General features: G+C 63.1%; 17 protein-coding genes and 2 tRNA genes. All 19 read right to left on the reverse strand.

What is annotated here, in order from left to right; translation table 11 throughout:
• Nucleotides 1-208: 208 nt before the first annotated feature.
• Nucleotides 209-284, reverse strand: a tRNA-Phe gene (locus tag AC1D0O_RS19320).
• Nucleotides 285-342: 58 nt separating this feature from the next.
• The gene (locus AC1D0O_RS19325; protein ID WP_477655110.1) at nucleotides 343-1,023 is read right to left on the reverse strand and encodes a response regulator; all 681 of its coding nucleotides are present in this window, start codon (nucleotides 1,021-1,023) and stop codon (nucleotides 343-345) included.
• 72 nt (nucleotides 1,024-1,095) lie between these two features.
• Nucleotides 1,096-3,420: a sensor histidine kinase gene (locus tag AC1D0O_RS19330; protein ID WP_477655111.1), complete on the reverse strand. Its 2,325-nt coding sequence runs from the start codon at nucleotides 3,418-3,420 to the stop codon at nucleotides 1,096-1,098.
• Nucleotides 3,417-4,091, reverse strand: a complete 675-nt coding sequence (locus AC1D0O_RS19335) for a DUF4390 domain-containing protein (protein WP_477655112.1) — start codon at nucleotides 4,089-4,091, stop codon at nucleotides 3,417-3,419. Before AC1D0O_RS19335 ends, AC1D0O_RS19330 begins: the two co-directional genes overlap by 4 nt.
• Nucleotides 4,072-5,409, reverse strand: coding sequence for a 16S rRNA (cytosine(967)-C(5))-methyltransferase RsmB (gene rsmB / locus AC1D0O_RS19340; RefSeq protein WP_477655125.1), 1,338 nt, complete (start codon nucleotides 5,407-5,409; stop codon nucleotides 4,072-4,074). Before rsmB ends, AC1D0O_RS19335 begins: the two co-directional genes overlap by 20 nt.
• A 187-nt stretch (nucleotides 5,410-5,596) precedes the next feature.
• Nucleotides 5,597-6,922 carry an NAD(P)/FAD-dependent oxidoreductase gene (locus AC1D0O_RS19345; protein WP_477655113.1) on the reverse strand — a complete coding sequence of 442 codons (1,326 nt, stop codon included), beginning with the start codon at nucleotides 6,920-6,922 and terminating at the stop codon, nucleotides 5,597-5,599.
• 15 nt (nucleotides 6,923-6,937) lie between these two features.
• A complete protein-coding gene (locus AC1D0O_RS19350) occupies nucleotides 6,938-7,261 on the reverse strand; it encodes a c-type cytochrome (protein WP_477655114.1) in 324 nt (107 codons plus the stop codon).
• Nucleotides 7,262-7,423: 162 nt separating this feature from the next.
• On the reverse strand, nucleotides 7,424-8,425 hold the full coding sequence (locus AC1D0O_RS19355; protein ID WP_477655115.1) for a M48 family metalloprotease: 1,002 nt from the start codon (nucleotides 8,423-8,425) through the stop codon (nucleotides 7,424-7,426).
• Between the two features lie 39 nt (nucleotides 8,426-8,464).
• Nucleotides 8,465-9,058: a LemA family protein gene (locus tag AC1D0O_RS19360; RefSeq protein ID WP_477655116.1), complete on the reverse strand. Its 594-nt coding sequence runs from the start codon at nucleotides 9,056-9,058 to the stop codon at nucleotides 8,465-8,467.
• A gap of 203 nt (nucleotides 9,059-9,261) precedes the next feature.
• Nucleotides 9,262-13,485 (reverse strand): DNA-directed RNA polymerase subunit beta', encoded by a 4,224-nt coding sequence (rpoC, locus tag AC1D0O_RS19365; RefSeq protein WP_477655117.1) that lies wholly within the window; start codon nucleotides 13,483-13,485, stop codon nucleotides 9,262-9,264.
• Between the two features lie 27 nt (nucleotides 13,486-13,512).
• Nucleotides 13,513-17,625, reverse strand: coding sequence for a DNA-directed RNA polymerase subunit beta (gene rpoB, locus AC1D0O_RS19370; RefSeq protein ID WP_477655118.1), 4,113 nt, complete (start codon nucleotides 17,623-17,625; stop codon nucleotides 13,513-13,515).
• 342 nt (nucleotides 17,626-17,967) lie between these two features.
• Complete coding sequence (gene rplL / locus AC1D0O_RS19375) at nucleotides 17,968-18,345, reverse strand: 50S ribosomal protein L7/L12 (protein ID WP_122955013.1); 378 nt, start codon at nucleotides 18,343-18,345, stop codon at nucleotides 17,968-17,970.
• Between the two features lie 26 nt (nucleotides 18,346-18,371).
• Entirely contained in the window at nucleotides 18,372-18,902 is a 531-nt protein-coding gene (rplJ, locus tag AC1D0O_RS19380) for a 50S ribosomal protein L10 (protein WP_413331069.1), read from the reverse strand.
• Between the two features lie 268 nt (nucleotides 18,903-19,170).
• Complete coding sequence (gene rplA, locus AC1D0O_RS19385) at nucleotides 19,171-19,866, reverse strand: 50S ribosomal protein L1 (protein ID WP_341909990.1); 696 nt, start codon at nucleotides 19,864-19,866, stop codon at nucleotides 19,171-19,173.
• Entirely contained in the window at nucleotides 19,863-20,297 is a 435-nt protein-coding gene (rplK, locus tag AC1D0O_RS19390; protein ID WP_188708843.1) for a 50S ribosomal protein L11, read from the reverse strand. Before rplK ends, rplA begins: the two co-directional genes overlap by 4 nt.
• A gap of 143 nt (nucleotides 20,298-20,440) precedes the next feature.
• Entirely contained in the window at nucleotides 20,441-20,968 is a 528-nt protein-coding gene (nusG, locus tag AC1D0O_RS19395) for a transcription termination/antitermination protein NusG (protein WP_228778638.1), read from the reverse strand.
• Nucleotides 20,969-21,036: 68 nt separating this feature from the next.
• A complete protein-coding gene (gene secE / locus AC1D0O_RS19400) occupies nucleotides 21,037-21,420 on the reverse strand; it encodes a preprotein translocase subunit SecE (protein WP_477655119.1) in 384 nt (127 codons plus the stop codon).
• Between the two features lie 134 nt (nucleotides 21,421-21,554).
• Nucleotides 21,555-21,630, reverse strand: a tRNA-Trp gene (locus AC1D0O_RS19405).
• Nucleotides 21,631-21,648: 18 nt separating this feature from the next.
• Nucleotides 21,649-21,887: EF-Tu C-terminal domain-related protein (locus AC1D0O_RS19410; protein WP_477655120.1), on the reverse strand; the 239-nt coding region annotated here is incomplete at its 5' end.

Genomic DNA, 21,887 nt, shown 5'->3' on the forward strand with positions numbered 1-21,887 from the left:
GCCTTCTGCCGCAGGGACGGCACTACAGCGGGGCATCTTACAGGCGTTCCGTACCCTGAGAGGCGGTGGAGCGTCCTGGAAATTCGCCGATCCCGCGCCCCCAAATGCTGCCGGAGCATATGGCCCCCGGTATCCCAACGCAAAGGAAAGCGACGCGCCAGAAATTAAAAAGCCCCTGAATCCGTTAGGAATCAAGGGCTTGCACATTTGGTGGCCTGGGGCGGAATCGAACCACCGACACAAGGATTTTCAATCCTCTGCTCTACCGACTGAGCTACCGGGCCTGAGCCTCAGATTATATATCAGCCGAAAAGGGTGCCCGGCCGGCCGGCGGGGAGAGGCTCAGATGCCGCGTTTGCCGCGCGTGAGGTCGACGCCCAGCTGCTTCAGTTTGCGGTACAGGTGAGTGCGCTCCAGGCCGGTTTTTTCCGCGACACGGGTCATGGAGCCGCCTTCCTTGGCCAGGTGGAATTCGAAATACGCTTTCTCGAATTCGTCGCGCGCATCGCGCAGCGGTTTCTCCAGCAGGAAGCTCTGCGTGGCCTGGGGTCCCATGTCGACGGGCGCCGGCAAGCTGCCGCCGGTCATCACGGCCTCGACCGTGAGGTCGGCCAGGGGCAGTGCCGAATTGCTGTTCGGGGCGGCCGGCTTGCGCGGGGCCGCTTTGCTGAGTCCCTGCTCGACGGCCTTGAGCAGCTTTTGCAGCGTGATGGGTTTTTCCAGAAAGGCCATCGCGCCTATCTTGGTGGCCTCGACGGCGGTGTCTATTGTGGCGTGGCCGCTCATCATGATGACCGGCATGCTCAGCAGGCCGCTGGAGGACCACTCCTTGAGCAAGGTCACGCCGTCGGTGTCGGGCATCCAGATGTCCAGCAGCACTAGGTCGGGCCTGGAGCGCCCGCGGGCGGCACGCGCCTGCGCCGCGTTTTCAGCGAGCTCGACCTGATGCCCTTCGTCATTGAGAATTTCTGAGAGAAGGTCGCGTATGCCCAGCTCGTCGTCGACCACCAGAATATTTGCCATGATTGAATTGCTGCCTGCCTGTTGTTGCGATGCCGTGCGGATCTCGAAATCGAAGTGTTACTGAATGTGTTGTTATGCCACAACTGCAAATGATAACGACACTTGTGCCCCTTGCACCGCGCCGTCCAAAACCCGGTTGGAAATATCGATGCGTGCGCCGTGTTCGTCGGCGATTTTTTTGACCACCGCCAGCCCCAGCCCCGTGCCCTTGACCTTGGTGGTGACGTAGGGCTCGAAGGCGCGTTTAAGGATGTGTTCGGGAAAGCCGGTGCCCTTGTCGCGCACGCTCAGGCGCACGCGCCCGGAGGTCTCGGAGTACTCGGTCTTGAGCGTGACGCACGCGCCCTCTTTGCCCTCCTGGGCGTCCTGCGCATTCTGCAGCAGGTTGTGGATGACCTGGCGCAGCTGCTGGGCATCGCCCTGGATCAGCGGGGCCTTGGGGTCGAGCTCGGTGACGACGGGCACGGCGGCGGCGGCATCGCTGCGCCGGCCGCCGTGGCCGTCGCTGTGGCTGTCGTGCAGGTAGAGCTGCATCACGTCGTTGACCAAGGCATTGAGGTCCACGGGCTTGAGTTCGGCGGCCGGCAGCCGGGCGTAGTCGCGGAACTCATTGACCAGCCGCTTCATCGCGTCGACCTGGTCGACGATGGTCTTGACGGATTTGGTGAGCAGTTGCTGTTCGGCCTCGCCCACCTTGCCGGTGAGTTTCATTTCCAGGCGTTCGGCCGACAGCTGTATCGGCGTGAGCGGGTTCTTGATTTCGTGCGCGAGCCTGCGCGCCACCTCGCCCCAGGCCTGCGCGCGCTGGGCCGAGACCATTTCGGAAATATCGTCGAACACCAGCAGGAATTCCTCGGTGCCGGGCATCCTGGCGCCACGCGCGATCAGTGTGATGGCATTGTCGGGCGCGCCAGGCATGGCCGCGTTGAGTTCAAACGACTGCTGCCAGTGCTCCTGCGCATGCGGCGCCCCGTCGCTGAGGTAGTCGGCGAACTGGGCCAGCACGTCTTTGGCGAACACGCCCAGGCCGGGCACTTCGCCGAGCGACTTGCCGTGGTAGGCCGCCAGCGGCGCGCGCAGGATGCGCGTGGCGCCCGGGTTGCTGGACTGGATGCTGCCGCGCACGTCGAGCACGATCACGCCGGCCGTCAGGTTGTCCAGGATGGTCTGCAGGTTGGCGCGTGCCGCGTCGACCTGGCTCATGCTTCGCTGCACCGCCGTGCGGGCATCGGACAACTGCTGCGTCATGTCGGCAAAAGAACGCGTAAGCCCGCCGAGTTCGTCCTTGCCCTGCAGCGCTGCCTTGGGCGTGAGGTCGCCCTGCGCCACCTGGCGCACGCCTTCGGCCAGCACCAGCAGCGGCTTGGCCAGCTGGTTGCCCAGCAGCACCGCCAGCAGCACCGCGCCGAACACCGCGAGGAACAGGCTGAGCGTGAGCGTGCCTATGTACATCTTGCGCAGGCCGCCGCGCGCCAGCGCGCGTTCCTGGTATTCGCGGTTGGCCTCCTGGACGGCGACGGCGTTGGCCACCAGGCCTTCGGGCAGCAGCTGGGTCACCTGCAAAAAGCGGGCATCGCCCAGCACGGCCACATTGGGGTTGTTGACCACGGCAATGGCCTTGACGCGCGGTGCGCTGCCGGCGTTGGCCGCTGGACCGGCCGCGCCCGCCGCCAGTTCGCCGTTGCCGGCGGACACCACCTCGTCCAGGCCTTCGATCTGCGTGACGACACGCTGCGTGCGCGCGCTGCGCAACTGCTGCACCGAGGGGCGCTCGGGTTTGAGCAGGAAGCGCGACTCGCCGGCGCTGGCGATCACCTGCCCCGAGGGGCTCCAGAGCACCACGTCGCTGGCCTGCAGCTGGTCGCGCAGGCGCTCGAGCGCCAGGCCCGCCATGGCGTCGGGCGTTTCGGCGATCTGCGTGGCGGCCTGCCGCGTCTTGTTGCCGAGGTCCGCCGCCAGCGTGTCCAGCGTGGCGCGGCCCAGGTTCAGGCCCGCCGCCAGGGCGCCCTCCACTTCCACGTCGAACCAGCTTTCAATGGAACGCGAAACGAACTGGTAGGACACCACGTAAATCATCAGGCCCGGCATCAGGCCGACCAGCGCAAAGATGGCCGCGAGCTTGACCAGCAGGCGGCTGCCGAAGCGGCCGCGCCGCAGCCGCAGCAGCAGCCGCGCGACGATCCAGCCGATCACCAGCAGCAGCAGGCCGGCGACCGCGATGTTGAGCATCAGCAACAGCGCGTAGTTGCGTTCGTAGAGTTCGCGATTGCCGGTGGCCTGCGTCAGCAGAAACATCAGCACCAGGCCCAGCGCCACGATGGCGCCTATGCCGACGCCGACCGTCCAGCGAAAGGCTTTGCTGCTTTTGAGGGACCCGCCGCTGACCTGCAGGTTCACTTGGTGGCCTCGGTGCCTGGGGCCGCGGGGGCCTGGGGCGCGGCGGGCTCCAGCCTGAGCCGCTCCTTGATCTGCGCGGAAATATTCCAGTCCCGCTGGCCGGCTACACCAATCTGGAACGGCCGAGGTAATTGGGACAGGTCCAGCCGGAAACTCAAGTCCAGCTTGTAGGAGGCATCCGGGTCCACGTCGCCGGCTTCCGCGATCTTCCAGCGGGCCACGCGCTGGATGGCCGACAAGGCCTCGGACAGGGTTTCGTAATTCTGGTTCAGGGTGGCCCGCAGGCCGGAGGAGCTGGTGATCAGTCCTGACGCGATGTTGACGCGCCAGCGCCGGGTCAGCGGCTGGTAGGCCAGGCGTATGGTGCGGGCGGTGCTGGCCACGCGCGGATCGGTCCAGTACCAGCGGTCGCGGTAGATATCGGCCTCAACCACAAAAAACATCGGAATGCCCTTGAGCAGGGCGTCTTCCACCACCAGCGGGAGGTCGAAGCGGACCAGCGCGGACAGGTGCACGCCGTCTTCGCCGCGCTCCACGCGCAGCTGGGTGATCTCGGTGGCAGAGGCCAGCCCGGGCGCCGAGGCCAGCAGCACACAGAGGCAAGCCCCCAACAGCCAGCGCGCAGCGGCATGCCCCAGGCGCCGGCCGTTGTCAGCGGTCGCTTTTTTCAAGGAGTGCGTAATAAAAACCGTCGTGCTCACGCATCAAATTGTCCGGGAAGACCGTCGCTTCCACGCCACTTTGCGGGAGCAAATGCCCGGGTGAGGGCCTTAATAGAGCGTCGGTGTGGTGCGTAAGAAACGTTTGTATCTGGTTGTCGCCTTCCGCGCGAAAAACCGAGCAAGTGCAGTACAGCAAGCGCCCGCCGGGTTTGAGCAGGGGCCAGAGCGTTTCGAGCAGCTTGGCCTGGATGGCGGCCAGCTGGGCGATGTCGGTGGGCCGGCGCAGCCAGCGCACGTCGGGGTGGCGCCGCACGATGCCGGAAGCGGTGCAGGGAGCGTCCAGCAGGATGCCGTCGTACAGCCGGCCATCCCACCAGCCGTCCGGCTGGCCGGCGTCACCCACGCGGATATCGGCCTGCAGCCCCAGGCGCAGCAGATTCTGGCCGACGCGCTCGCAACGCCGCGCGTCAATGTCGAGCGCGGTCACTTCACAGTCGGCGATTTCCAGCAGGTGGGCGGTTTTGCCGCCCGGGGCGGCACAGGCGTCGAGGATATTGAGCCGGGTGCCGCCCCCGTCCGGAGCGGCCAGTCCTTCCAGCAACAGGGGCGCCGCCAGCTGCGCGGCAGCATCCTGCACCGAAAAATGCCCCTCGGCAAAGCCGGGCAGGCCGGTCACCGGGCGCGCAGCCGCCAGGATCACGCCATATTGGCCCACTGGCGAAGCGTCTATCTGGGCGGCTGCCAGTGCCTGCAGGTACTCGGCCTGTGTCGTCTTGCGTTCGTTGACGCGCAGGATCAGCGGCGCACGGCTGTTGTTGGCCTGCAGGACGGCCTGCCACTCCCCGGGAAGGTCCTTGCGCACCCGGTCTATCCACCACTGCGGGTGGTTCCAGACGGCCTGGGGGCTTTTTTCAGTACGCGCCACCAGCTCGTCGCGTTCGCGCAGAAAGCGGCGCAAGCAGCCGTTGATAAAACTGGCTTGGTGCTGGGTGGCGTCGCCGCGCTTGGCGGCTTCAACCGCCTGGTCGACCAGGGTATGGGCGGTGTAGGGCGCGTCGTGCTCGGTCCAGATCAAGGCTAGGGCCACGCACAGCAAGGCGTCAGCCTCGGGCGGCGGCGGGCGGCGGGCCAGTTGCTGGCGCAAGGCCTCGGCACGGCCCAGCCAGCGCAGCGTGTGAAAACCCAGCGACTGCACACCGGGCCGCAAAGCAGCGTCAACGTCGTCAAGCGCGGCGGTCATGGACTGGCCGTCGCGCACGGCCATCAGCAGGGAAGCAGCCCCTTGCAGCTGGCGCCACAGGGGGACTTGGGTCGGGTTGTCTTGCATCTGTCTCACGTCTGCCGCCCGGAACGGACGGCCAACCCGTATTAGACCAGCCAGGAGATCACCGTTCCTTGAGGAGTTGCTGAAATACAAGCATGAGCCGCGGAACTGGCTTTGCCAGGCCGCAGGCGGGCGGCCCCCTCGGGGGGCAGGAAGCTAGACGCAGTGAGCGACCGTGGGGGCTTTCATCTCAGGCCAGAGTGTCCGCCCAGATATTGCTGGCCCAGTTCAATGCATAGACGCCTTCAAGCTCGGTAGGCCCGGTGCTGACGCCCCCGGAGCCGGCGACGGCCTTGAAGGTTTTCTCGGCGGCCACGTATTCATGCACGCTGGCCACATGGATCACGTTCTTGTTGTCGACAAAGCTGTAGCAGGTGTTGGTCAGCATGGGGGCCGGGTTGACGTCCCAGCCCGAGAGTTGGGCGACGATGGCGGCGGCCGCCACCTTGCCGTGGTTGTTGGCCATGTGCCCGCTCTTGGGCATGGCCGGCGCCACCTGAATGGAATCGCCGAGCACATGCACATCTTTGGCGGCGGTGGATTCGAAGGTCAGGTAATTGACGCCGCACCAGCGATTGTTGGCCTGGTTGTTGAGGCCGGCCTGCACGGCGATGGTGCCGGCGCGCATCGCGGGCAGCACATTGAGCACGCTGGCCTTGACGTCGTCCTGCACGTCGAACTTGATGATGCCGGCCTTCACATCCACCGCCGTGGCCTTGTGCTGGCCGCGGTATTCGACGATGCCCTTGTACTGCTCGGCCCACACCTTCTTGAACAGCGGCCCCTTGGAGGTGACGTCGGGGTTGGCATCCAGGATCAGCACCTTGCTGCGCGGCTTGGCCGCCTTGAAATAGCCGGCGATGACCGAGGCGCGCTCATAAGGGCCGGGCGGGCAGCGGTAAGGCGCTTCGGGGATCGTGATGGCGTAAACGCCGCCGTCGGGCATGGCCTCCAGCTGGCGGCGCAGCGCCACGGTTTCCGCGCCGGCCTTCCAGGCCTGCAGCACCTGGCCGGAGGCATTGGCCTCCTTGAGGCCCTCTATGCTGCCGAACATCAGCTCCACGCCGGGCGAAACCACCAGCTTGTCGTAGGCGATGGTGGCGCCGCCAGCCAGCGTGACAGTTTTCTTCGCGGTGTCGATGGCGCTCGCGTAGTCCTTCACCACCGTGATGCCGTGGGTGCGCGACAGGCCAGCGTAGGAAGTGGTGAGATCGGATAGCTGCTTACCGCCGCTGAGCACCAGGTTGGAAATGGGGCAGGAAATAAACACATCCTGCGGCTCGATCAGCACCACGTCGATTGCGTGGTCGGACAGCAGGCGCACATACTTGGCGGCGGTAGCGCCGCCGTAGCCGCCGCCTATCACCACGACCTTGGCTTTGGACGGAACGGCGGTGCTGGCGCAGCCGGCCAGCCCCAGCAGACTCAGGGCGGCGGTGGACTGCAGGAAAGAACGGCGCTTGAAGCCGGCCATCGAAGCGAAAGAAGCGGAAGAGGATTGAAGAAGCGTGTTCATGGTGTCGGGTCTCCCTTACTTCTTTTGTGCGGCAAAGTAGCCGGCCAGCGCCTCGACCTGCGCATCGTTGAAGCCTTTGCTGATCTGGTGCATCACAGTGGCCGGCCGCGCGCCGGTCTTGAAGGCGCTCATCTGCGCGACGATGTAGCTTTTATCCAGGCCGGCCAGCGAGGTGACCTGGGAGCCCTGCACCACCTTGCCGTCGGTGCCGTGGCAGTTGGCGCAGGTGGCAGCCAGGCTCCGGGTGTAGAGCGCGTCCTTGCTTTGCGCCTGCGCCAGGGGGCCGAGTGCCAGGCACAGCAAGGGCACGGCGAGTTTGGCGAGGTGTGGGGTTCTCATGTGGGGCCTCCAGGCGGTTTCAGACTTCGGTTTCTTCTTGAGCTGACAATTTAACGCGGTGCTCTCGGCACCCTATAGGGAGTATCCAGTACTTCAGCGCATCGCGTCAGGCTGGCATTCGAACCATTGGTGATGTGCTTCGCACCAACTTATCGTTGGAGATCAAAAGATGGCATCGGGCCGCGTCGGCAGTTCATCCCGCATCGACAGTGCCGCCATGGGCCGGCCGTAGATCTGGAAGATGCGCTCCGCCAGCGGCGGGTGGCTGGCAAACCAGCGGCCCCGGTCGCGGGCATCGACCAACAGCATGTGCTGCACCGCCGGGTGCAGGCTGCGCGCGGGCGCCATGCCCTGCTCTTCTTCGCCGGCCACCTTGCGCAGCACGCCGCCCAGGCCCTCCCGGCTGCGCGTGAACTGCACGGCGCGCGCATCGGCCAGGAACTCGCGCTGGCGCGAGATCGCCGCCTTGAGCGCACGCCCCGCCAGCCAGCCCAGCGATCCGGTGACCAGGATGGGGAACCCGGGCAAGGCGAGAAAGGAACGCTGGCCGTTCTCGTCGGCGCCGCACATGCTGCGGCCCAGGTTGAAGATCATCTCCAGCCCGAACACCATGCCCGCCAGCCGCATGTTCAAACGTGTATCGCCTTCGCGCAGGTGGCTCAGCTCGTGGGCCACCAGGCCCTGGAGTTCGTCGCGCGTGAGCTTGTCGAGCGCACCTTGTGTGACCGCGATGACCGCGTCGTCCTCGCCCCAGCCCGCGGCAAAGGCATTGATCGCGTCCAGGCGCGGCAGCACCATGGCCAGGGGCGGTTTCATGCTGGCCGCGATGGCCAGTTCACTCACGATGTTGCTGAGTTTTTGCTCGGCTTCCCGGCTGGCGGGCCAGGTCTCGCGGGCCCCGACGCGGCGCGCCAGCGCCTCGCCGCCGCTGCTCAGGGCCGAGGTCTCCAGCCACCAGCCGCCCAGCACGAACAACAGGGTCACCGAGGTATTGACGGTAAAAAAGTAGCCCGGGTAGCCGCTGAAGCCCGGCGTCACCAGCCGCCAGGCCAGTGCCAGCGCCCCATTGACGGCCAGCAGCAGGGCGACCAGGGCCAGGCCGAAGAGCAATAGCAGCCGCAGGGTCTGGGCGCGGGCGGTTTCCTGCCGTTCAAAGAAGCGCATCAACGGCGGGCCGGGGAGGAACAAGCCATCTGGCGACCACTACATCTGAATGCGCACGGCCTGGCGTTCAGTCGCGCTCTCGGTCGCGCGCAGCATGGCGGAAGGTGCAAAACCAAAAGTCCGGGCGATCAGCACGGCCGGGAATTGGCCCTGCGCGTTGTTGTAATCCAGCACGGCGTCGTTATAGGCCTGGCGCGCGAAGCCGACCTTGTTTTCGGTGCTCGTGAGTTCTTCGCTGAGTTCGCGTATGGTCTGGTCGGCCTTGAGTTCAGGGTAGGCCTCGGCCACGGCGAAGAGGCGGCCCAGGCTGCCTTCGAGTGCCTGCTCGGCGACAGCCAGCGCGGTCACGGCCACGGCGTTGGCGGGCCGGCTGCGCACCGCATCACTGGCGCTACGCGCCTGGTTGCGCGCCAGCGTCACGGCTTCCAGCGTGCTTTGCTCATGCTGCAGGTATTTCTTGGCGGCCTCCACCAAGTTGGGAATCAGGTCATAGCGGCGCTTGAGCTGCACGTCGATCTGGCCGAAGGCATTGGCAATGATGTTCTTGAGCCGGACCAGCCGGTTGTAGGCGCCCACGGCCCAGAAGACCAGCAAGGCAAACACGACGATGACGACAAGCGTGCTGAGGGACATGGGATTCCTTGATGCTGAAGAACACCGGCAGGAGAGGATCCCGGCCGGCGGCTGCCGCGAGGTTAACTGCTTTTGGGCCGGATCGGCAAGCCGGCCCTTTCCCCGGTGTGGCGGCCACGCGGCAAGCGCCCAAAAAAAAGCCCCACACCTTTACAGGTGTGGGGCCGGGCGCCTTTCATGGCGCCGGGAGCGTGTCAGCCGGCTTACTCGGAAGCGGCGCTGTCGCCACCACCGGTTTCAGCCGCGGCGGGCATCGCCTCCAGTTCGGCGGCTTCGGCTTCGGCGATGGCGCGGCGCTCGGCGTCGTCCATCTGGTCCTTGGCCTTGCGTGCCTCGTGGTAGGCCATGCCGGTGCCGGCAGGGATCAGGCGGCCGACGATCACGTTCTCTTTCAGGCCGCGCAGCTCGTCGCGCTTGCCCATGATGGCAGCCTCGGTGAGCACGCGGGTGGTTTCCTGGAAGGAAGCCGCGGAGATGAACGAATCGGTCGACAGCGAGGCCTTGGTGATACCGAGCAACAGGTTGCTGAAGGTGGCCGGGACCTTGCCGTCGGCGCGCAGCGCGTCGTTGGCGTCCAGCATGGCGGAACGCTCGACCTGCTCGCCGGCGATGTAGCTGGAATCGCCCACGTTTTCAACGACTACGCGGCGCAGCATCTGGCGAACAATCACTTCGATGTGCTTGTCGTTGATCTTCACGCCCTGCAGGCGGTAAACGTCCTGCACTTCGTCGACGATGTAGCGGGCCAGCTCTTCCATGCCCAGCAGGCGCAGGATGTCTTGCGGGTCGGCCGGGCCGTCCACAATCGATTCGCCCTTGTTGACCACCTGGCCTTCGTGCACCAGGATGTTCTTTTCCTTGGGAACCAGGTCTTCCCAGACCTTGCCTTCAGGATCGGTGATCTGCAGGCGAACCTTGCCTTTGGTCTCTTTACCGAAGGACACAGTACCGGTCATCTCGGCCAGCGTACCCTTGTCTTTCGGCGTACGGGCTTCAAAGAGCTCGGCAACGCGCGGCAGACCGCCGGTAATGTCGCGGGTCTTCTGGCCTTCGATCGGGATACGGGCCAGCACTTCGCCGGGGCCCACGTCCTGGCCGTCGCGCACCTGAACCAGCGCGCCCACCTGGAAGCCGATGGTCACCGAGTGATCGGTGCCGGGGATCTTGACTTCGTGGCCGGCGGCGTCGATCAGCTTGACCTGCGGACGGATCACCTTCGTGGCGCCGCGGCGTTTCGGATCGATCACCACCAGGGTGGACAGGCCGGTCACATCGTCAACCTGCTTGGCAACCGTCACGCCTTCTTCCACATTCTCGAAGGCCACCTTGCCGGCGAACTCGGTAATGATGGGGCGTGTCAGCGGGTCCCAGTTGGCCAGGATAGCGCCGGCCTTGATCGTCTGGTCGGCTTTCACCGCCAGAATCGCGCCGTACGGCACCTTGTGGCGCTCGCGCTCGCGGCCATGCTCGTCATGGATGACGATCTCGCCGGAACGGGCAATCACAACCAGCTCGCCCTTGCTGTTGGTCACATAGCGCATCGGTGCGTTGAAACCGATCACGCCGTTGGACTTGGCTTCGACGCTGGAGGCGATGGCTGCGCGCGATGCGGCGCCGCCGATGTGGAAGGTCCGCATCGTCAGCTGGGTGCCGGGTTCGCCGATCGACTGGGCGGCGATGATACCGACCGCTTCGCCGATGTTGATCAGGCCGCCACGGCCCAGGTCGCGGCCGTAGCACTTGGCGCACAGGCCGAAGCGGGTTTCGCAGGTCAGGGCCGTGCGCACCTTGACTTCGTCCACGCCGGCCGCTTCGAGCTCTTCGATCAGGTCTTCGTCCAGCATGACGCCGGCCTTGGCCAGGACCGAGCGGTTCTCGGGGTGCAGCACGTCTTCCACCGCGGTGCGGCCGAGGATACGGTCGCGCAGCGATTCGATGACTTCACCCCCCTCCACGATGGCGCGCATGAGCGAGCCTTCTTGCGTGCCGCAGTCGTCTTGCGTGACCACCAGATCCTGCACCACGTCGCACAGGCGGCGCGTGAGGTAGCCGGAGTTGGCGGTTTTCAGCGCAGTGTCAGCCAGGCCCTTACGGGCGCCGTGGGTGGAGATGAAGTACTCCAGCACGTTCAGGCCTTCGCGGAAGTTGGCGGTAATCGGCGTTTCGATGATGGAGCCGTCAGGCTTGGCCATCAAACCGCGCATACCGGCGACCTGGCGAATCTGCGCCGCGGAACCGCGGGCGCCGGAGTCGGCCATCATGTAGATGGAATTGAAGGATTCCTGCTCGACTTCCTTGCCGTTGCGGTCGATGACCTTCTCTTTCGAGAGCTGGGCCATCATCACCTTGGACACTTCGTCGCCCGACTTGCCCCAGATGTCGACCACCTTGTTGTAACGCTCGCCGGAGGTCACCAGGCCCGAGACATACTGCTGCTCGATCTCTTTGACTTCCTTCTGCGCGCGCGCGATGATGGCCGGCTTTTCCTTGGGGATCAGCATGTCGTCGATGCAGATCGAGATGCCGGCCTTGGTCGCCAGGCGGAAGCCCGACTGCAGCAGCTTGTCGGCGAACACCACGGTCTCTTTCAATCCGCACTTGCGGAAAGACACGTTGATGAGCTTGGAGATTTCCTTCTTCTTCAACGCCTTGTTGATGTTGGAGAAAGGCAGGCCCTTGGGCAGGATCTCGGACAGCAGCGCGCGGCCGCCGGTGGTTTCCCACAGCTTGGTCGACGGCACGAATTCGCCGGTGGCTTTGTCCTTGGTGTACTCGGTCAGGCGCACGCTGATGCGGGCGTTCAGGTCGAGCTCACCCGCGTCGAACGCGCGGCGGACTTCGCCGGTGTCCGAGAACACCAGGCCTTCGCCCTTGCCGTTGGTACGGTCGCGGGTCGTGTAGTACAGGCCCAGCACAACGTCCTGCGAAGGAACGATGGAGGGCTCGCCGTTGGCGGGGAACAGGATGTTGTTCGAAGCCAGCATCAGCGTGCGGGCTTCCATCTGCGCTTCCACCGACAGCGGTACGTGGACGGCCATCTGGTCGCCGTCGAAGTCGGCATTGAAGGCCGAGCAGACGAGCGGGTGCAGCTGGATAGCCTTGCCTTCGATCAGGATGGGCTCAAAGGCCTGGATGCCGAGGCGGTGCAGCGTGGGCGCACGGTTCAGCATCACGGGGTGTTCCTTGATGACCTCTTCCAGGATGTCCCAGACCACCGGCGTGCCGGATTCAACTTCCTTCTTGGCCGCCTTGATGGTCGTGGCGATGCCACGGCTTTCGAGCTGCGCAAAGATGAAAGGCTTGAACAGCTCCAGGGCCATCAGCTTGGGCAGGCCGCACTGGTGCAGCTTGAGCGTAGGGCCCACGGTGATCACGGAACGGCCGGAGTAGTCGACGCGTTTGCCCAGCAAGTTCTGGCGGAAACGGCCCGACTTGCCCTTGATCATGTCGGCGAGAGACTTCAGCGCGCGCTTGTTGGCGCCCGTCATGGCCTTGCCGCGGCGACCGTTGTCCAGCAGCGAATCGACGGCTTCCTGCAGCATGCGCTTTTCGTTGCGCGCGATGATTTCAGGAGCCTTCAGTTCCAGCAAACGGCGCAGGCGGCTGTTGCGGTTGATGACGCGGCGATACAGGTCGTTCAGGTCGGAGGTCGCAAAGCGGCCGCCGTCCAGCGGCACCAGCGGACGCAGGTCCGGCGGCAGCACGGGCAGCACGTCGAGCACCATCCAGCCCGGCTTGATGCCGGACTTCTTGAACGCTTCCATCAATTTCAAGCGCTTGGCGTTTTTCTTGATCTTGATTTCGGAGCCGGTCAGGTCGTTGCGCAGCTTGTCGATTTCGACGTCGAGGTCCAGCCCTTCGAGCAGGTCCTTGATGCCTTCGGCGCCCATCTTGGCGGTGTACTCGTCACCGTATTCCTTGCGCTTGGCGTCGTAGTCGTCTTCCGACATGATGCTGAACTTCTTCAGCGGGGTCATGCCGGGGTCGGTCACCACGTATGCTTCAAAGTAGAGCACGCGTTCGATGTCGCGCAGCGTCATGTCGAGCACCAGGCCCAGGCGCGACGGCAGCGACTTCAGGAACCAGATGTGCGCGCACGGTGCGGCCAGGTCGATGTGACCCATGCGCTCGCGGCGGACCTTGGTCTGCGTGACTTCAACGCCGCACTTCTCGCAGATGACGCCGCGGTGCTTGAGGCGCTTGTACTTGCCGCACAGGCATTCGTAGTCCTTGATGGGGCCAAAGATCTTGGCGCAAAAAAGACCGTCGCGCTCGGGCTTGAAGGTGCGGTAGTTGATGGTTTCAGGCTTCTTGACTTCGCCGAAAGACCACGAACGGATCTTCTCGGGCGAGGCCATGCCGATCTTGATGGCATCAAAATGCTCATCCGGCGTGAATTGCTTGAACAGGTCGAGTAATGATTTCATGAGTTAAATCCTTTTCTTTCCTGTTGATTAGCTGCGTTCCAGCTCGATGTCGATCCCGAGCGAACGGATTTCCTTGACCAGCACGTTGAACGACTCGGGCATGCCGGCCGTGATCGCGTGCTCGCCCTTGACGATGCTCTCGTACACCTTGGTACGGCCCTGCACGTCGTCGGACTTGACGGTGAGCATTTCCTGCAGCGTGTAGGCGGCACCATAGGCTTCCAGCGCCCAGACCTCCATCTCGCCGAAACGCTGTCCACCGAACTGAGCCTTGCCGCCCAGCGGTTGCTGCGTGACCAGGCTGTAGGGGCCGGTCGAACGGGCGTGCATCTTGTCGTCCACCAGATGGTGAAGTTTCAGGACGTGCATGTAGCCGACCGTCGTCGTGCGCTCGAACTGGTCGCCCGTGCGTCCGTCGTACAGCTGGGCCTGGGTGCGCGTCGCCGTCAGGCCCTTGGCCTTGGCGATGTCGTCCGGGTAAGCCAGCTTGAGCATGGTCATGATGTCTTCTTCCGAAGCACCGTCGAACACCGGCGTCGCGAAAGGCACGCCGGTGGCCAGGTTGCTGGCCATCTCGAGCACGTCGGTATCCGACAGTTTGGCCAGGTCCTCGGTGCGGCCGGACTTGTTGTACAGCGTGTCCATGAACTTGCGCAGCTCGGCCACCTTGGCTTCGGCTTGCAGCATGTCGCCGATACGCTGGCCCAGGCCCTTGGCGGCCCAGCCCAGGTGGACTTCAAGCACCTGGCCCACGTTCATGCGCGAAGGCACGCCCAGCGGGTTCAGCACGATGTCGCACGGCGTGCCGTCGGCCATGTAGGGCATGTCTTCGACCGGAACGATCTTGGATACCACACCCTTGTTGCCGTGGCGGCCGGCCATCTTGTCGCCGGGTTGCAGGCGGCGCTTGACGGCCAGGTAGACCTTGACCATCTTCAGCACGCCGGCCGGCAGTTCGTCGCCCTGCGTGAGCTTCTTGCGCTTTTCCTCGAAAGCCAGGTCGAAGCTGTGGCGCGTCTGCTCCATGGCATTCTTGACGCTTTCCAGCTGCGAAGCCACGTCGTCTTCCGCCGGGCGGATGTCGAACCAGTGGTACTTCTCGACGTCGGCCAGGTAGGCCTTGTCGATCTTGCTGCCCTTGGCGAGTTTCTTCGGGCCGCCGTTGGCGACCTTGCCGACCAGCATCTTTTCGATACGGTCGAACGCGTCGGCTTCCACGATGCGCAGCTGGTCGTTCAGGTCCAGGCGGAAACGCTTGAGTTCGTCGTCGATGATCTGCTGGGCGCGCTTGTCGCGAACAATGCCTTCACGGGTGAAGACCTGCACGTCGATCACGGTGCCTTGCGAGCCCTGGCTCACGCGCAGCGAGGTGTCTTTCACGTCGCTGGCTTTTTCGCCGAAGATGGCGCGCAGCAGTTTTTCTTCCGGCGTCAGCGTGGTCTCGCCCTTGGGCGTAACCTTGCCGACCAGCGTGTCGCCCGGCTGGACTTCAGCGCCGACATAAATAATGCCGGACTCGTCAAGGCGGTTGAGCTGCTGCTCGGACAGGTTGGGAATGTCGCGCGTGATTTCTTCGGAGCCCAGCTTGGTATCGCGGGCCATCACCACGAGTTCTTCGATATGAATCGAGGTGTAGCGGTCTTCGGCCACCACGCGCTCGGAGATCAGGATCGAATCCTCGAAGTTGTAGCCGTTCCAGGGCATGAAAGCCACCAGCATATTCTGGCCCAGGGCCAGTTCGCCGATGTCCGTCGATGCGCCGTCGGCGATCACGTCACCCTTGGCCAGCTTGTCGCCCATCTTGACGATGGGGCGCTGGTGGATGTTGGTGTTCTGGTTGGAACGCTGGTACTTGATCAGGTTGTAGATGTCCACACCGACTTCGCCGGCCAGGGCTTCCGCGTCATTGACGCGCACCACGATGCGGGTGGCATCGACGTAATCGACCACACCGCCACGATTGGCCGTCACCACGGTGCCGGAGTCGACCGCGGAAACGCGCTCGATGCCGGTGCCGACGAAGGCCTTCTCGGGGCGGAGCACAGGAACGGCCTGGCGCTGCATGTTGGCGCCCATCAGCGCGCGGTTGGCGTCATCGTGTTCCAGGAAGGGCACGAGCGAAGCCGCCACCGAGACGATCTGCGCGGGCGACACGTCCATGTACTGGATGCGCTCTGCGCCGACCAGCACGGATTCGCCGTTTTCACGGGCGGACACCAGGTCGCCGGTCAGCTTGCCGGACTCGTCCAGCAGGGCATTGGCCTGGGCGATCACGTACTTGCCTTCTTCGATGGCCGACAGGTAATCGATCTGGTCGGTGATCTTGCTGTCCACCACACGGCGGTACGGGGTTTCGATGAAACCGTACTCGTTGAGGCGGGCGTACAAGGCCAGCGAGTTGATCAGGCCGATGTTCGGGCCTTCAGGCGTTTCAATCGGGCAGACGCGGCCGTAATGGGTCACGTGCACGTCGCGCACTTCGAAACCTGCGCGTTCGCGGGTCAAACCGCCCGGGCCAAGGGCCGAAACACGGCGCTTGTGGGTGATCTCGGACAGCGGGTTGGTCTGGTCCATGAACTGCGACAGCTGCGATGCGCCGAAGAATTCCTTCAGGGCGGCGGAGATCGGCTTGCTGTTGATCAGGTCATGCGGCATCAGCGGCTCTTGCTCGGCCTGGCCGAGGCGCTCTTTCACGGCCTTTTCGATACGCGCCAGGCCGGTGCGGTACTGGTTCTCGGCGAGTTCGCCGACACAACGCACGCGGCGGTTGCCGAGGTGGTCGATGTCATCGACTTCGCCATTGCCGTTGCGCAGGTCGACCAGGATCTTGACGACAGCCAAGATGTCCTCGTTGGTCATGACCATGGGACCGGTGGAAGAGTCGCGGCCGACGCGGGCGTTGAACTTCATGCGGCCCACGCGCGACAGGTCGTAGGTGTCCGGGTTGTAGAACAGGCGCTGGAACAGGGCCTGCACCGCGTCTTCCGTCGGCGGCTCGCCGGGGCGCATCATGCGGTAGATCGCGACGCGGGCGGCGAACTCGTCGGCCGTTTCATCGGCGCGCAGGGTTTGCGAAATGTACGCGCCCTGGTCGAGTTCGTTGGTGTACAGCACCTGCAGGTCCTGCACGCCGGCCACGCGCAGCTTCTTCAGCAGCACTTCGGTCAGCTCGTCGTTGGCCTTGGCGATGATCTCACCGGTTTCGGCGTCGACGATGTTCTTGGCGACCACGCGGCCGACCAGGAAGTCTTCCGGCACGCTGATGGTGGTGGTGTTGCTTTGCTCGAGTTCGCGGGTGTGGCGAACCGTGATGCGCTTGTCCTTGGCGACGACGACCTTGCCGTTCTTGTCGGTGATGTCGAAGCGGGCCACTTCACCGCGCATGCGCTCGGCGACGAATTCCATCTGCGCGCCGCTGTCCATCAGGCGGAAGTTGTCGAACACGAAGAAGTTCGCGAGGATGGATTCCGGGTTCAGGCCGATGGCCTTGAGCAGGATGGTGACCGGCATCTTGCGGCGGCGGTCGACGCGGAAGTACAGCACGTCCTTCGGGTCGAACTCGAAGTCGAGCCAGGAACCACGGTAGGGGATGATGCGAGCCGAGAACAGCAGCTTGCCCGAACTGTGGGTTTTGCCCTTGTCGTGTTCAAAGAACACGCCGGGGGAGCGATGCAGCTGGGACACGATCACGCGTTCGGTCCCGTTGATCACGAAGGAGCCCTTGTCGGTCATCAGGGGCACTTCGCCCATGTAGACTTCTTGCTCTTTCACTTCCTTGACCACCTTGGACTGCGACGTGGATGATTCGCGGTCATAAATGATCAGCTGCACCTTGGCGCGCACGGCCGAGGCGAATGTGAGTCCACGGGTCTGGCACTCACGCACGTCGAAGGCGGGCTTGGCCAGGTTGTACTCGATGAACTTCATCTCAACAAAACCATTGTGCGAGACGATGGGGAATGCGTTGTCAAACGCTGCCTGCAGGCCTTCGATGGTGCGCTTCTGGGGGGCACGGTCGGCTTGCAGGAACGCTGTGTACGCGTCTTTCTGCATTTGCAGCAAATAGGGAACAGTCAACACGCTTTCGCGGTTGCCGAAGCTTTTGCGGATGCGTTTACGTTCGGTGTAGGAATAGGCCATGAGTTCTCCGCGTTGATGGGCTCTGGCGACTCTCGTGCCCGAATACACCACGTATTCAGGCAGCTTGGTGGTTGGCCACTACCAACCATGGCGGACGGTGACGCATTGCACGTCACCCGAACCAAGGCGTTTTCTGCAGTCGGGGTCAGAAAACACTGGAAAGCAGACGGTTTAAGTCTGCTTTCCAGTGTTTCTACAAAACACTGGGCAGGCTGTAAGCCTGCGTCAGTGTTCGAAGAACACTGAGAAAAGGACGGTTAAGTCTGCTTTTCGGTGTGCTCCTTGAAACACGAAAGGCTGGAAGCCCGACTACGGTCTTCCAGCCTTCTCGAACACCAAGAATTACTTGAGTTCGACTTTCGCGCCGGCTTCTTCGAGCTTCTTCTTCGCAGCTTCTGCGTCGGCCTTTGGAGCGCCTTCCTTGACGTTCTTCGGGGCGCCGTCGACCAGGTCCTTGGCTTCTTTCAGGCCCAGACCGGTGATTTCGCGCACGGCCTTGATGACCGACACCTTGTTTGCGCCAGCTTCGAGCAGCACGACGTTGAAGTCGGTCTTCTCTTCAGCGGCAGCAGCGGCACCGCCGCCACCGGCAGCAGCGGGAGCAGCCATTGCGGCAGCGCTCACGCCAAATTTCTCTTCGATGGATTTCACCAGTTCGTTGAGTTCGAGGACCGTCATGCTATCCAGCGCGGTCAAAAATGCGTCTTTATCGAATGCCATTTTGATTTCCTAAAAAAGTTGGGTAATTACGCTGCTACAGGTTCAGCTGCTGCAGGGGCTTCGGCTGCGCCGCCGCCCTTTTTCGCCGCCAGCGCGCCCAGCACAACGGCCGTACGCGACATGGGGGACATCAGCAAGCCACACACCTGGGCCAGCAACACTTCCTTGGAAGGGATGTTGGCCAGTTGCTTCACGCCGTTCACGTCCAGGGTCTTGCCACCGAATGCACCACCGCGAATGACCAGCTTGTCGTTGGTCTTGGCGAAGTCAGATACCACTTTCGCGGCAGCTACTGCATCGGTAGAAAAGCCGTAGATCAGCGGACCGGTCATCTGGTCGGACACGACTTCGAATGCACTGCCGGCCACTGCGCGGCGAGCCAGGGTGTTCTTCAGAACACTCAGGGTCACGCCTTTGTCGCGGGCTTGGCTGCGCAGACGGGTCATGTCAGCGACCGTGATACCACGGTATTCCGCCATCACGAGCGTTTGAGCTTTAGCGGCGAGGCCAGTCACTTCATCAATGACGGCTTGTTTCTCACTGCGGTTGAGACTCAAGGTCTACTCCTTAAAAATGTGCCGTCGGGTGTAAGCCTGCTTGCGCCGGCTGTCTGCCCTTCAACACGCTCATGTTCAGCGACCAACTGTTTTCAGATTCTTTGCAAAACCATTCAAGCAGCGGGACCGCCATCTGCGTTGGCTGTCTTTCGATTAAGCGGCAAGCCCAAAAAGCCTGTCGCGCCAACGGTCTTGGATGACCTGCCGGAGCGAACCCCGGCAGCCCACCACATTGAGCAGCCCTTGCGGGTTGCTCAAATTTTCGCGATTACGCTGCGATGGTTTGCGTGTCGACGCGAACGCCCACACCCATCGTGGACGAAACCGCCACTTTCTTCAAATACACACCCTTGCTCGAAGCCGGCTTGGCCTTTTGCAGCGCATCGATCAACGCAGCCAGGTTGCCCTGCAGCTTGTCGGTGTCGAACGAGCGGCGGCCGATGGTGCCGTGCACGATACCGGCCTTGTCGACGCGGAACTGGACCTGGCCGGCTTTTGCGTTGCGCACAGCCTGGGCGACGTCCGGCGTGACGGTACCAACCTTGGGATTGGGCATCAGGCCGCGGGGGCCGAGCACCTGACCCAGGGTACCCACGATACGCATGGCATCGGGGGAAGCGATCACGACGTCGAAGTCCATCTTGCCCGCCTTGATTTCGGCGGCCAAATCGTCCATGCCGACGATGTCGGCGCCGGCGGCCTTGGCTTCTTCAGCCTTGGCGCCTTGCGCAAACACGGCCACGCGCTTGGTCTTGCCGGTGCCGTTAGGCAGCACAACCGCGCCGCGAACGACCTGGTCGGACTTCTTGGCGTCGATGCCGAGCTGCACGGCCACATCGATGGACTCATCGAATTTGGCGACGGCGAACTCTTTCACAAGGCCCAGGGCCTCAGGCAGCGCGTACAGCTTGTTGCTGTCGATTTTGTCGCCGATGGTTTTTTGGCGCTTGGTCAGCTTGCTCATACAACACCCTCCACCGACACACCCATGGAACGGGCCGTGCCGGCAATAGTACGAACTGCGGCGTCGAGGTCAGCAGCCGTCATGTCTTTCATTTTGGTCTTGGCGATTTCTTCCAGCTGTGCGCGGGAGATCTTGCCCACCTTCACCGTGTGCGGCGTGGCAGAACCCTTGTCGAGCTTGATGGCCTTCTTGATCAGGACGCCTGCGGGAGGCGTCTTGATGACGAAGGTGAAACTCTTGTCGGCAAATGCCGTGATCACCACAGGCAGCGGCAGGCCGGGCTCGACACCCTGGGTCTGCGCATTGAATGCCTTGCAGAATTCCATGATGTTCAGGCCACGCTGACCGAGCGCAGGGCCGATCGGGGGGGACGGGTTAGCCTTACCAGCTGGCACTTGCAGCTTGATAAAGCCGACGATTTTTTTCGCCATACTTTTCTCCTTGCGGGTCATAACGCCTGGACGCCGCCATCAAGGCGGGCCCGGGCTCCCCGGGGGTTACACAACTCAAAAACAGTCCCTGAGGACCGTTTCGCGCCGAGTTGCAAGGCGCGAAATTGAATGCCGGACCGAAATTACGTTTTTTCGATCTGGCTGAATTCCAGTTCCACCGGTGTGGCGCGGCCGAAAATCGTGACCGACACACGCACCTTGTTCTTGTCGTAGTTGACCTCTTCCACCGTGCCGTTGAAGTCGGTGAACGGGCCGTCCTTGACGCGCACGTATTCGCCGGTTTCGAACTCCACCTTGTGCCGCGGCTTCTCGGTGCCGACCTGCATCTGGCTGACGATCTTCTGGACGTCTTCCTCGGAAATCGGGGCCGGGCGGTTCTTGGCGCCGCCGACAAAACCGGTAACCTTGTTGGTGTGCTTCACCAGGTGCCAGGTTTCATCGTCCATGACCATTTCGACCAGGACGTAACCAGGAAAGAAGCGGCGTTCCGTCGTTTTCTTCTGGCCGTTCTTGATTTCGACCACTTCTTCGGTGGGCACCAGGAAACGGCCGAACTTGGACTGCATGCCCGCGCGGTTGATGCGTTCGACGATGTTGCGCTCGACCGCTTTTTCCATGCCGGAATAGGCATGGACGACATACCACTGCATGCCTGGCGTCGGCGTGAGGGACGTACCCGCCGCCACTTCGCTGACTACCGTGCCATTCAGATCGCTCATTATCGTTTCCATCCCAAGAGCAGGTCGTAAAACACCCATTCGAGCGTCTTGTCCGTAAACCACAAAAACAGCGCCATGATCACCACGAAACCGAACACATAAGCCGTCATCTGGATGGCCTCCCTGCGGGCCGGCCAGACGACTTTTTTGACTTCGCGCCAGGAATCGCGGCCGAAGGCCACGAACTGCTTGCCCGGCTCGGACAGCATGAACACCGCTACGGCCGCCACCAGCCCGGCGATCAGGGCAGCCCACTGGACCACCTGGCCTTGCTTGGCCAGCAGGTAAAAGCCCACCAGGGAGGCCAGCACCAGAGCAACGGCCGCGCCCAGCTTGGCCTTGTCGGCACTGGTACTGACGGTTTCAACTTGAGAAGTGGCCATGGTTGGCGGATTTCCTGTTCAATCTTCGGGCGTCTTTCCAGACGCTTAAGCCCACCTGGAGTTTTTGACTCCCGGCGGGCTTGCTTTTTAACTTTTCAAACCACCCTCAACGCTGATACACATCAACCATCAGGTGGCAGGGGCAGTAGGAATCGAACCTACAACCTTCGGTTTTGGAGACCGACGCTCTGCCAATTGAGCTATACCCCTCCATCAAACCTTGCAAATTTACGCAATGATCTTGGCAACGACGCCGGCGCCGACGGTCTTGCCGCCTTCGCGGATGGCGAAACGCAGGCCTTCTTCCATGGCGATCGGGTTGATCAGCTTGACGGTGATCGACACGTTATCGCCTGGCATGACCATTTCCTTGCCTTCTGGCAACTCGATCGCACCCGTCACGTCCGTCGTGCGGAAGTAGAACTGGGGGCGGTAGTTGTTGAAGAAAGGCGTGTGGCGGCCGCCTT

The organism is Polaromonas sp. P1_F2 (assembly GCF_056405735.1).